This window comes from Mixta sp. BE291, from assembly GCF_031457955.1.
GTDB lineage: Bacteria > Pseudomonadota > Gammaproteobacteria > Enterobacterales > Enterobacteriaceae > Mixta.
Genome location: NZ_JAVDXN010000001.1, coordinates 826,610 through 839,031, shown reverse-complemented (window position 1 = coordinate 839,031; position 12,422 = coordinate 826,610). Strand labels below are relative to the sequence as shown.

At 51.2% G+C, this 12,422-nt stretch carries 11 protein-coding genes; 10 read left to right on the top strand and 1 reads right to left on the bottom strand.

What is annotated here, in order from left to right; genetic code table 11:
• Positions 1–2: 2 nt before the first annotated feature.
• On the bottom strand, positions 3–1,094 hold the full coding sequence (locus J2X14_RS04015; protein ID WP_352409897.1) for an ATP-grasp domain-containing protein: 1,092 nt from the start codon (positions 1,092–1,094) through the stop codon (positions 3–5).
• A 310-nt stretch (positions 1,095–1,404) separates the two neighbouring features.
• On the opposite strand from J2X14_RS04015, the gene J2X14_RS04010 reads away from it, so the two are divergent.
• The 10 genes from J2X14_RS04010 (at position 1,405) to J2X14_RS03965 (ending at position 12,119) form a co-directional block, all read left to right on the top strand.
• Positions 1,405–1,983: a TerD family protein gene (locus tag J2X14_RS04010; protein WP_352410141.1), complete on the top strand. Its 579-nt coding sequence runs from the start codon at positions 1,405–1,407 to the stop codon at positions 1,981–1,983.
• On the top strand, positions 1,983–3,155 hold the full coding sequence (locus J2X14_RS04005) for a TerD family protein (protein ID WP_352409896.1): 1,173 nt from the start codon (positions 1,983–1,985) through the stop codon (positions 3,153–3,155). Before J2X14_RS04010 ends, J2X14_RS04005 begins: the two co-directional genes overlap by 1 nt.
• A 14-nt stretch (positions 3,156–3,169) precedes the next feature.
• Positions 3,170–3,625: a tellurite resistance TerB family protein gene (locus J2X14_RS04000; protein ID WP_352409895.1), complete on the top strand. Its 456-nt coding sequence runs from the start codon at positions 3,170–3,172 to the stop codon at positions 3,623–3,625.
• 34 nt (positions 3,626–3,659) lie between these two features.
• Positions 3,660–4,703: a TerC/Alx family metal homeostasis membrane protein gene (locus tag J2X14_RS03995; protein WP_352409894.1), complete on the top strand. Its 1,044-nt coding sequence runs from the start codon at positions 3,660–3,662 to the stop codon at positions 4,701–4,703.
• 58 nt (positions 4,704–4,761) lie between these two features.
• Positions 4,762–5,340 carry a TerD family protein gene (locus J2X14_RS03990; RefSeq protein ID WP_352409893.1) on the top strand — a complete coding sequence of 193 codons (579 nt, stop codon included), beginning with the start codon at positions 4,762–4,764 and terminating at the stop codon, positions 5,338–5,340.
• A 69-nt stretch (positions 5,341–5,409) separates the two neighbouring features.
• Positions 5,410–5,985, top strand: a complete 576-nt coding sequence (locus J2X14_RS03985) for a TerD family protein (RefSeq protein ID WP_352409892.1) — start codon at positions 5,410–5,412, stop codon at positions 5,983–5,985.
• A gap of 61 nt (positions 5,986–6,046) precedes the next feature.
• Entirely contained in the window at positions 6,047–7,321 is a 1,275-nt protein-coding gene (locus J2X14_RS03980; protein WP_352410140.1) for a vWA domain-containing protein, read from the top strand.
• A gap of 480 nt (positions 7,322–7,801) precedes the next feature.
• Positions 7,802–9,970: an Ig-like domain-containing protein gene (locus J2X14_RS03975; protein WP_352409891.1), complete on the top strand. Its 2,169-nt coding sequence runs from the start codon at positions 7,802–7,804 to the stop codon at positions 9,968–9,970.
• 224 nt (positions 9,971–10,194) lie between these two features.
• Positions 10,195–11,007: a zinc-ribbon domain-containing protein gene (locus J2X14_RS03970; protein WP_352409890.1), complete on the top strand. Its 813-nt coding sequence runs from the start codon at positions 10,195–10,197 to the stop codon at positions 11,005–11,007.
• Entirely contained in the window at positions 11,004–12,119 is a 1,116-nt protein-coding gene (locus J2X14_RS03965) for a hypothetical protein (protein WP_352409889.1), read from the top strand. Before J2X14_RS03970 ends, J2X14_RS03965 begins: the two co-directional genes overlap by 4 nt.
• The last annotated feature ends 303 nt before the right edge of the window (positions 12,120–12,422 follow it).

Here is a 12,422-nt window from a genome sequence, read left to right as displayed (position 1 = left end):
TCTTAAATCTCATATAGCGCGCTGGGCGGCGTGCTGATGTCCACTGCCGGCAGCGGTTTCACGCTATGCGTAGGGATAACCTTTACCGACTGGAACAACGCTGTTTTTGCGGCGGTTTCGTGGTCATCTATCAAGCCGAGCTGACGTAACGCAAACAGTCCCGGCAGGTTGATCCCGCTAAAGGCGGTGTAGCCAATGCCGCCAGAAGGGCGCAGATTGGCCTCAAGCAACACCGGATCGCCTTGCGCATTATCACGCGTTTGAATATTGATCAGGCCATCTGCGCCCAGCGCCTGCGCGCAAGCCAGCGCCAGGTTAAAGGCAGGGCCACCGTTTTCCAGCGTCTGAACGGCGCCGTTTTTTCTTCTGCCCACGGCGGCAATCACGCGTCCTTTTTCTACCAGCATATCAACTGATCGTTCAGGGCCAGCCAGCCACGGCATCACAATCTGTAAAGGTAACGCTTCTTGCGCAGCTACCGCGCTACGCAGCGCGGCGAGCAATATATCGGGATGTAGCTGGCGGCTGTCAGGCTGGTTGAAAAAGGCCAGCTGCTTCACGCTACGTTTCAGCACCCAGAAACCCATGCCATAAATGCCGCGAACCGGTTTAATGCAGGGCAGCTCACCTTGTGACTCCAGGCGGGAAATGGCGTTAGCCACCTCATCTGGCATCTGTACCTGGATTGACTCAACGGCGGCAAGGCCTGCGGCAGACATTCTTTCGCTAAACAGCGTCTTGTTATCCGCCAGCTCAAAGGTATCAAGGTGACATGCGCCGGTGGTCAGCTTAACGCCGAGCGCTTCAATTGCTGTACGCAGGGTTTCCAGCAGCGCGCCGCGCTTGCCAGCATGAATGGCAACCACATTGTGCTTTTTGCAAACGCGAGCAATGAAAGAGAGAAGGTCATGGTTCTCGCTGGGCTCAATATATGAAAAGTCAGCTTCAGCAAGTATTTCAGGCCGCTCGGTGCGGTGCGATGCCAGCAGCTGAAAATCATAGCCGCCTTCAGCGCGTGCCTGTTTAACCTGTTCCAACATATCTTTCTGTGATGAAACGCCCTCCATAAACCACACAGCAGCAGATTTAACCATTCCGTTGAAGTCCTTACATCGCGCTTAAAAGCCAGTGAAGGAGCAAGTGTATTCATTACTCGCGTTATTGGCAATCATGTTATGATTCTTTAAGATAAGTTTCATTAAAAGTACATTTCACGTTAACTTCGTTGTAAAAATGAAGGAAAAATTAAATTATTTAATCAATCAATTCATGAGCATATAATTAACAAACGGTCATATGATGATTGCCTGCTTGCTCTGTAATAGCATCATGTTATGATTTATTGAGTTTTAGATTTGTCGGCAATTTTTACTACAGCAAAATACCTGTCATTAAGGAGATATGATGGTTTCTCTCAGTAAGAATCAGACGATTTCGCTGGCTAAATCCAGCAGCGCAATTTCACAAATTCGTTTCGGCCTCGGCTGGGATCCTGCCAAAAAGAAGGGACTGTTTGGCAAACTGCTTGGCGGGGGCGACAGCATTGATCTCGATGCCAGCTGCGTCCTGCTGGATAGCGCCGGTAATGTGCTGGATACCGTATGGTTCCGTCAGCTGAGCTCCACTGACGGCTCGGTTAAGCACAGCGGTGATAACCGTACGGGTGAAGGCGATGGCGATGACGAAACCATTCTTGCCGATCTCTCCCGCCTGCCTGCTAACGTTGAACATCTGGTGTTGACCGTTAACAGCTTTACCGGCCAGTCGTTTAACGATGTAGAAAATGCTTTCTGCCGCGTGGTCGATCAACAGGGTAAAGAGCTGGCTAAATATACGCTGACCGAGCAGGGTTCCCATACGGCGGTGATTATCGCCTCTTTACGCCGCAGCGGCGGCGAGTGGAACTTTACTGCGCAGGGTAACGCCTCGCGCGGCCGTACGATTCAGGACATGGTGCCTGATATTCAAGCGGTAACCCGCTAATGAACCTGACGCCGGGGGGCAATGCCCCCGTTCCCAACCAGTCGCTGGTGGTGCGGATTTCTTCCGGCACGCCCGTAGACGTCTCCTCTTTCCGGTTGTATGACAACGGCAAGGTGCGCGGCGATCTGGACATGATTTTTTACGGCCAGCGTGAAAACGACGACGGCACCGTTCGTCTTTCTTCCTCCGGTAACGACACCATGTTTACCGTCGGCCTGCCGCAGCTGCGTCCCGATGTGCAGAAAATCGCTTTTACCGTGACCTGTGACGCCGGGAAAAACGTTTCTCAGCTTGAGCGTCTTGCCATTCAGGTTGAAGCGAACGGCAAAGCCATTGTTACTTGCCAGGTCGATCTGGCAGGTCGCACTGAAGCGGCGTTGATTCTGGGTGAACTGTATCGCCGTAACGGGGAGTGGAAATTCCGTTTTGTCTCGCAGGGTTTTAACGGCGGGCTGCAACCGTTAGCCGAGCATTTTGGCGTAGATGTCGCCGATACCTCATCCGCCAGCCCAACGCCTGCGCCAGCCGCCGCTCCGGCACCTGCGCCTGCGCCTGCGGTTAACCTGAGCAAGGTGAGCCTCACCAAAGAGAAGCCGTCCATCAGTCTCAGGAAGAAGGATGACTACGGCCAGATCCGCGTCAACCTCAACTGGAATCAGCGTCAGAGCAATAACAGCGGTGGGTTCTTCAAAGGCATGTTCAACAACAATAAAGGCATCGATCTTGATCTTGCCGCGTATGTTGAGCTGTCAGACGGCTACCGCACCATCGTTCAGGCGCTGGGCGACAAGTTTGGCAGTTTCCGCGATGAGCCATTTGTGGAGCTTCAGGGTGACGATCGCACCGGCTCCGCCAGTAGCGGTGAATGGATTCATATTAACGGCACGGAATGGAAGAACATCCGCGAAGTGCTGATCTTCACCTTTATCTATGAAGGTGTGCCGAGCTGGGAGAACACGGACGGGTGCGTCACCATCCAGGTTCCGGGCCAGCCGCCGGTTGAAACCTTTATGACTGAAGGCAATAACCGGCAAAACATGTGCGCGATTGCACGTCTGGTAAACGAAGACGGCGCGATCCGCGTCGAACGTATCAATCGCTATTTTAGCGGTCATCAAGAACTGGATCAGGCTTTTGGCTGGGGATTCAACTGGAAAGCCGGTTCAAAATAACCTGGGGATAGAAAATGAGTTTTTTCAATACGCTTAAAGGTAAGTTTAATGCCGGTCGCGATGAGCTGACCAAACAGGTAGGCCGCTACAAAAACCGCGCGTTCCTTGAAGGCACGGTAGCGGTCTGCGCACGTATTGCCGTGTCGAGCGACGGCGTGAGCAGTGAAGAAAAGCAGAAGATGATGGGTTTTCTGCGCGCCTCACCGGAACTCAGTATTTTTGATACCACTGAGGTGATCGCGTTTTTCGAAAAACTGGTGACCTCCTTTTCTTTCGATACGGAAGTCGGAAAGGGCGAAACCATGAAATATATTCTGGCGTTAAAGAGTAAGCCTGAGCAGGCGCAACTGGCAGTGCGCGTGGGCATTGCTGTGGCAAAAAGCGACGGCAATTTTGATGAAACCGAAAAAGCCAATGCACGCGAAATCATTGAAGCCCTGGGCTTCCAGACCAGCGAATTTGGCCTGTAACAGATAATAATTTTAAGTCTCTGGAGCTAATCACATGCAATCCACCCACATTGGGTTCCCAATAGAAACGGTCGCGGTATTTTTACTGCTTTCAGTCGGTGCCATTGTCATCGATCTGTTTATGCATCGTCATGACAAGCCCATTTCCCTGAAAAGCGCCGCGGCCTGGTCTGTTTTCTGGATCCTGATGGCGCTCGCTTTCGCGGGCTTTCTGTATATTCATCACGGTGCGGAAGTGGCGAGCCTGTTCGTTACCGGTTACGCGCTGGAAAAAGTGCTTTCAGTCGATAACCTGTTTGTCATGATGGCGATTTTCTCCTGGTTCGCTATTCCGAATAATTACCGTCACCGCGTGCTCTATTGGGGCATCATCGGCGCGATTGTGTTCCGTGGTATTTTTGTCGCTATCGGTACCAGCCTGTTGGCGCTTGGCCCGTGGGTGGAGGTTGTGTTTGCCCTTATCGTTGGCTGGACAGCGGTAATGATGCTGAAAAGCGGCGATGATGATGATGAGATTGAAGATTACTCCCAGCATTTTGCCTATCGCATGGTAAAACGCCTCTATCCGATCTGGCCAAAACTCAAAGGCAGCGCGTTTGTGCTGAGCCAGAAAGAGGTGGATGCGGAGCTGGCGAAACCGGAAAACGCCGATATCCAGATTGGTCGAGTGACAAAAGCGGCGCGTTACGCCACCCCAATGCTGCTTTGTTTAGCTGTTGTTGAGCTTTCAGATGTGATGTTTGCGTTCGACTCCGTGCCTGCCGTGATTGCGGTTAGCCGTGAGCCACTGATTGTATACAGCGCAATGATGTTCGCCATTCTGGGCCTGCGTACTCTGTACTTTGTACTGGAAGGGCTGAAGCAGTATCTGGTTCATCTGGAAAAAGCGGTTATTGTGCTGCTGTTTTTCATCGCGGTGAAGCTGGGTCTGAACGCAACGGATCACTTCTTCCATCACGGTTACGCGATTAGCGCCACCGCCAGCCTGTATGTGGTTATTGGGGTTCTGGCACTGGGTATTATTGCAAGTCTGCTTTTCCCGGCGAAAGAAGAGCAGAATGAAGAAGGGCGCGGCTAAGCCGCGTCGTTAATCAACGCATACAGAGTATGCATCACGACGATTTGAGGACAACAACATGGCAGTGACTCTCTCTAAAGGCGGTAACGTATCCCTGGCTAAAGTGGATCCGTCGCTGAAAAACGTGAAAATCGGTCTGGGCTGGGATACGCGTTCTACTGACGGTCAGGATTTTGACCTCGACGCATCCGCTTTTCTGCTCACTGACGCAGGCAAAGTACGCGGTGATAATGACTTCATTTTTTATAACAACCTGAAATCTTCTGACGGTTCCGTTACCCATACGGGTGACAACCGTACCGGTGAAGGTGAAGGCGATGATGAATCGCTGGTGGTCGAACTGGATCGCGTGCCGCAGGACGTGACGAAAATTGTTTTCGTGGTCACGATCCATGATGCCACCGCTCGCCGTCAATCGTTCGGCCAGGTTGCCAATGCCTTTATCCGTTTAGTGAACAACGATTCCAACGTTGAAGCGGCACGTTATGACCTCTCAGAAGATGCCAGCACCGAAACGGCGATGCTGTTCGGTGAGCTCTATCGCCATGCGGGAGAGTGGAAATTCCGTGCGGTTGGTCAGGGCTATGCCGGTGGCCTGGCATCCGTGTGCGCGCAGTATGGTATCAACGCGTCATAAAACGCATTTACGCAGTAAACTTACGCCCGCATTAGCCGGGTAACAGACCAAAGCAAAGAGGATTTCATAATGGCAGTTAATCTGACGAAAGGCGGTAACGTAAACCTGTCCAAAGAAGCCCCGACCATGACCAAAGCGATCGCCGGTCTGGGTTGGGATGCTCGCGTAACGGATGGTCAGGCGTTTGATTTGGATGCGTCAGTATTCCTGGTCGGCGCGGATGGCAAAGTGCTGTCCGATCAGCATTTCGTTTTCTTCAATAACAGCACCAGCCCGGACGGCTCCGTTGCCCATCAGGGCGATAACCGTACCGGCGAAGGCGAGGGCGATGATGAGCAGGTGAAAATCTCCTTATCTACCGTACCGGCTGAGGTGCAGAAAGCGGTGTTCGCGGTAACGATTTACGACGCGGAAACCCGTAAGCAGAATTTCGGCATGGTTTCTAACGCCTATATCCGTATTGTGAATGAAGACAACAATATGGAAATCGCGCGCTACGATCTCTCAGAAGATGCCAGCACCGAAACGGCAATGGTTTTCGGTGAGCTTTATCGCCACAACGGTGAATGGAAGTTTAAAGCCGTGGGCCAGGGCTTTGCTGGTGGCCTGGCGGCGCTGGCGGCGCAGCACGGCGTCTCGGTATAAACGATCCTGGTCTGAAGCCTCTTCCCGGTGAAGGGGCTTTTTTTTCGCCTGTGCAGGTGGGATTAAAAAAGGGAAGAATATGGAACTGGCTCCCGGACAAAATACAGCTATTGGCAACAACAACATTGAGGTACGACTCGCCTATACCCAGAAAAATAGCTTTTACAGCGATATCGACGCCTCGGCCTTTTTGCTTGACGCAAATGAAAAGGTTTCAGGCGACCTGGATATGATTTTCTTTAACCAGCCGCAAAATGCCAACCAAAGCGTGGTGATGAAAAGCGGGGCGGGCGCCGCGGTTTTTAGCATTAATTTAGCGGCTATTCCTGCCGCCGTTAATAAAATCGCCGTAACGGTGGTGATCGACGGCAAGGATACGCTGGATGGGCTGCAGGAGCTCACGCTTACCTGTGACGGACACCGGTTCCCGGTGCCGATTGCCGGACGCACTGAAAAAGCCTTAATTGTCGGGCATATTTACCGCCATAACGGTCTCTGGAAGCTGCGTGCCGTTGGCCAGGGCTTTAACGGCGGTTTACAACCGTTAGCCGAGCATTTCGGCGTGGATGTGTCAGCCCCTGAGCCAACGCCAACGCCGACGCCAGCGCCAACGCCGACGCCAACCGTCAGCCTTGAGAAAAAACTGGCTAAAACGCCGAAGCTGGTAAGCCTGGCGAAACCCATCACCGTAAGCCTGGAAAAACACCGATTAAAAGATGTCAGGGCGCAGGTGGCGTTTGTGCTTGATGCGTCTGGCTCCATGACGGGGCAATTCAAGCGCGGTAATGTGCAGGCGGTGCTTGAGCGCGTAACGGCTTTGGCGGTGCAGTTTGATGATGACGGCGCGATGCCGGTCTGGGCCTTCGGTGAAAAGTTCAAGCGTTACGATGACGTGACGCTGGATAACGTTGAAGGTTATATCGATCGCATCCGTAATGACGGTAAGCGCAGTATGTGGGAAGTGTTGCCTGGGCTGGGCGGCACCAATAATGAGCCACCCGTTTTAGAGGCTATCAATCAGGAATTTAAGGATTCGACGCTGCCTGTCTACGTGGTGTTTATTACCGATGGCGGGATCAGTAAAACACGTCTGATCAAAGAGAAACTGCGGGAGTCGTCGCAGCTGCCGATATTTTTCAAATTTCTTGGCCTGGGCGGCTCGAATTACGGCATTTTGGAAAAGCTGGACACCTTTTCCGACCGGCTGGTTGATAATACCCATTTCTTTCCCGTCGATAACTATGAAAAGGTCAGCGACGAGGCGCTTTACGATCGGCTACTGATTGAGTTCAGAGAGTGGATAGATACGGCAAAAGAAAAGCGTATCCTGCGTTAAGTGAATAGCCGGCCTCAAGGCCGGTTAAAATGGCACCTCTGTCACAAAATTACATCCTGCCTGGGCGAATAACGCCTTTTTTTTCAAGACCAGCAATTAATAAATCGCTCAGAACCTTCTTTCCACCTGTTTCCGAACAATATAAATAAAACCAATATAGTTCCGCCTTATTTAAACAGGGTGCCAATTAACGTCGGATCTAAACCAGGTTAGTTTCGTCGATTGATTAATTTAGTTAATCCTGTGGATAAGCGTTAAAAGGAGACAAAAGCGGGGATATTGCTTATAGCTGTAGAGAACAAAAGCAGGGCGTTAGACACTTTTGCCATGTTCCGGGGCGCGATTGCTCCTGGTGTACACCCGTTCAGGTTTCTGCTGCGGTGGAGACCTTACCGCGAATGTCGCATACGAACGCTGTAGCGTTGCTACAGAGATGCCTCGTGCGCGCCATTTAGCTCACTGGTGTATGAGGAGTTTATTATGGCTTCAAAAAATAGTGTTTCCCGCAGCGAGGGCGGCCTGGTGACCAGCGCCATTCAGCTGGCATCCCCGATTATTATAGATAGCTTTTCCGGTGACGAAGTGCTTAACAGCCGGGAAAAATTGGTTGAGCAACGAATTTCTGGCCACGTCTCTGCGGATGTCGCCGTGGGGGAAAACGTCACCGTTGAAGCGTTTGGTCAACGCTGGCAAGCCACGGTAGGTAACGACCGCGTCTGGAGCTTGCAAATTCCTGCCAGCAATATTTTGGCCTTCCCCGACGGCGATGCGCTCATTTCCGCCATGGTGAACACGCTACAAGGCGCGCAGCGCTTCGCCGAAAAAACCGTTACTCTTCAGGCCGGGCGCGGCAATGAATACTCTGCCCGTATTGACGTTGATACGGTTGCTGACAAAGCCATTCTCAATGCGATCGTCGCAGAGGATAATCTCTCATTTTCCGGCCGAACCTATAACGTTGCCAGCGGCAAAACGGTTACGGTAACCCTTAACGATCAGGATTACACCACGCTGGTGCAGCCGGGCGGAATCTGGCGTATCACGGTTCCGAATGAGGATATTCAGGCATTACCTGACGGTAAAGTCTCGCTACTGGTTTCCGTCGCCGACCTGAGTGAAACCGCCGCAACGTCGCAGCAGCTATTGGTGGCGCATCCGCTTTATCAGCCGATTACCATTGATAACGTCAGCGGAGACGACAGCGTTTACGGCAGAGAGAAGCGCGTCGATCAGGTTATATCCGGCATGCTGGATGAAAATAGTGATGACTGGCATCAGTTAACCGTGCTGCTGAACGGTAAAAATTATAACGCCACGCTAACCAATGAAGGGGCCTGGAGCGTGGTAATCCCCAGTGCCGATATGCTGGCGCTGCCGGTGGGGAACGTGTTGTTACGCGTTCAGGCGTTAAGTGAAAACGGCGATATTTACACCAGTAATAAAATTATCGATGTTGCCGGAGGGCGGGGAAACAGCTATTCGGCGCAGGTGACGCTCAATCCACTCGCAGAGGATAGCGTATTTAATGCGCTTGAAAACTATCAGGATCTGGTGGTGAGCGGCAGAGCCTATCACGCGGCCAGTGGTAAAATTATCACGGTCACGCTCAACGGCGAACACTACACCACTGAGCTGCAGGATGGCGGTTACTGGAAGCTGAGTATTCCCCACGACGCGCTGCATACGCTGAGCCTGGGAAGCGCGACGCTGCTGGCCAGCCTGGCCGACCTCGGTGAGACGGCGACCAGCGTGCAGATCATTAACGTTGATAAACCTCAGCCGCAAATTACGCTCGATCCTTTCACTGGCGATAATTCGCTTTCGCTCGCGGAAACGCAAGTTGATCAACTGCTAAGCGGAACGACACAGCACGTTCAGTCAGGGCAGAACATCACCATTACGCTTAACGGACAGGATTACTCGGCGGTCACCTCTACGGATGGCCGCTGGGAGACATTGATCCCGGCAGCGGATCTGCAGGTGCTGATTAATGACAGCGAAGTCATTGAGGCGAAGGTAACCACAGAGTGGGGCGTTGATGTCAGCACTTCTGAACTGTTGCGTATTCAGGATCCGCCACGGGGGGTTATTACCATTTCACCTATCAGCGAGGACCAGATTCTGTCGCCGGATGAGGCGCTGAATCCGCTGACGATTAGCGGAACGCTTGAGGGGCCGTTTGCGCCGGGCAGCGAGATCGAAATGGTGATTAATGAAAGTATGTATTACACCATTCCGGAAGGTTCAACGTGGAGCTTCACGCTTTCACCGGCGCAGCTGGCGCTGTTGGATGGGGGATCCAATATCGTTTATGTGCGGACCAACGATGCCTTTGGCCGCGAAGTTTCGGCGGTGCAGTCGCTACTGGTGGATAAGTCAGATGCGGCCGACGCCCTGACGCTGGAAACCTTAGGGATGCAGGCGCATGAACACGATATCGCGTTGCTGCTTGCCGATGAGAAAGCAGAGCCTGCGCAGGATAACGTAACGATGCCAACGGAGCAGCCCGTTTCGCTGGCGGGAACGGTTGATGAGATCTGGAATACGGCAATGCAGGAGAGAATGAGTGAAACATCAAACCTGCCGGTAATGGAAAATACGCTGGCGGAGATTTTGGTGCAGCATAATCTGGATGCGCGAATGGTGTGATTGATGCGTCAGGCGCAGGCGTTTTCCTGTTCCTGACGTCTTGCGTTAAGCGCCGAGATGGATATAGCTAAATCGAGCTTTTGGAAAGGCATAACTTATCTAGTCAATATGTATGTTTTTAGTCATTTTCTTATTGCATGCTTGCTGAAATAACGGAGTCCGGTAACATCTCATCATGAGTCTGCGCAGCCTGGATATTTGCCTGTGGCAAACAAGGAAACCCGATGAACAATATTGATATTAAAAATGACCAGCAATTAATTGACCTGCTTTGCAATGCCGATAAAAACGATCTCGATCTGCTTATTGACTATATTACGGATAACGGTAAAGGTCGTCTTTCCCTCTCCAGCAGTGTTAAAACGCTGTTAGTCAGTGCTAAAGAGTTAAATGAAATTGATGAAGATACGCTGCGCGTCTTAGCTCGAGAGTTACAACTCTATGGCGGCAATAGTTTCGTCAATCTGTTTCGCGGAAATGGCGTGGACTATGCAGAAATCGTCGATGATGTGCTTGGGCGCTTAAAAATCCCGGCACAAAAATCGGCCTCGCTGGCACGTAAAGAGAACTTAATTATCAGTAAAGTGTTTGAGAATGCGTGGGAGAAAATGAGTGCCGCGCAGAGAAAGGAGATCCTCGACAGCCTTGGCATGAAATCCACTGGGAGCCTGGAGGCGCTAAGTGTTCTTTTACCTCGCATAGGTCTTGGCGGTATAGCGGCATACCAGATCACTGCGCTGGTTGCGAGTAGTGTCGCCTCAATGGCCGCCGGTCGCGTTATTCCGATGGTCGCAAGTTTCGGTGCCGGACGTATGCTTGGCGCCCTTGCTGGTCCGATAGGCATTGCATTGACCGGGCTATATAGTGCTTATGATCTGGCAAGTCCGGCGTTTCGGGTAACATTGCCTTGTATCGTGCAGATTGCCTGGATCCGAATGAAAAGCAGTCAGCATCTTTGCGGCAACTGCAGTAACCAAATTGATGATAGCGTCAAATTTTGCCCGCAATGCGGCACGCCGGTAGAGGAGAAATCATGAATAATTTATCAAAAAAATGGCTTATCGGTGACGATCCACAGCATCCTGTCGTTGCCGTTTCTTTGCTCTCTGCTGACGCGCTGACAGAAGGTGAGCAGCTGGAAGAGGGGGATGTCACCGGCATTGCCAAACTTAGCCCATTATTACAGGCACTTCCTTCCGCCTTAACATCGCATCATGTCGCCCAGCACAATTACATGGAAGTGATCATCGATGGGCCGTTGGCTAAAGCAAAAGATGGCGTGGGGTTTCGCGCCTTTAGTTTAGGAGATAACGGCAAGATAAAAGAGCATGCCGTTCTCATGGATGCAGATAAGCTGAGTAACCTGGTCAACACCGGGTTATTGGTGCAAACCGCATCGGTACTACTGGCGCAAAAACATCTTGCCGATATCAATGAAAAACTTATCGCTATTTCTGAAGATGTGAAAAAAATTGCTGATTTTCAAAGCAATGAACGCGCCTCAAAAATAAGCGCCGCCATAAAATACCTGCGTCAGGTATCCTCTGTTTTAGCGACAGGAGAACGGTTGAGCGCTATCCGCCAGAAACTAGAGGACTTTGAGGTGGAGTTTAGTAGCATTCAGACACATTTACGGCAGGATGTCATCTCTGCAAGCTACGCCATCGAACACTGTGCCGATCCGGATTTTTTTGGTACAGATGGTATTACTCGCGAAATCAAGAAACATCAACAGATAATGCAAAAGCACATTGTTGAATGGAAAATGGCGTTATCGGTGCGGATTTGCGCGCTGCAGCTGGCTTCGCTTTTTGTTGAAAATGACGCTTTGCAAGCGGAGCGAGAGAAAAGCATTAAAGACGATATCGAAGAGTTTACCCAAGATCTGGGGAAGGTTGAACGCATTCAGCGCCAGCGCATTGCGGGAATCTCGTCGTTTACAGAATCCAGTAACGCCACCAATGCGAACAAGGTGTTATTGAGTAAGTGGTTGACGCTGCATTTAGCGCCGCACCGAGAACAAATGGCTCAGTCGCACCAGTTAATCGAGCATTTCTCGCAAAAGTTAGTGATTGAACAGGCGCAACCAACACGTCTGGTTGTGGAGATGGAAAACGGGCAACCGGTAAAACTATTTCAAGCCAGGTAAGTGAATACCTCGGAGAAAAAGGTTTGGTTTCAGGTGCCAGACAGCAAAGGATGCTGGCAGCTGAGCCTCTGAAGGTAATGGAAACCTGGAATAAAAACGAGGTGGTGAAATAGCGCTGCAATAAAATTTGTTGAAGACAGAGTCTCTGCTAGCCAAGAGAGTACGCATAAGCTATGAGTATGAACGGGGAAGGTTGCGAATGCTGATGAACAGAGTTTCCCTTGATGTAATTTAACATAATATACATTATGCGTACCCAGATATTAAGGTAAGTCAGCCTGGTTCTCAAACCCATTTAACAAA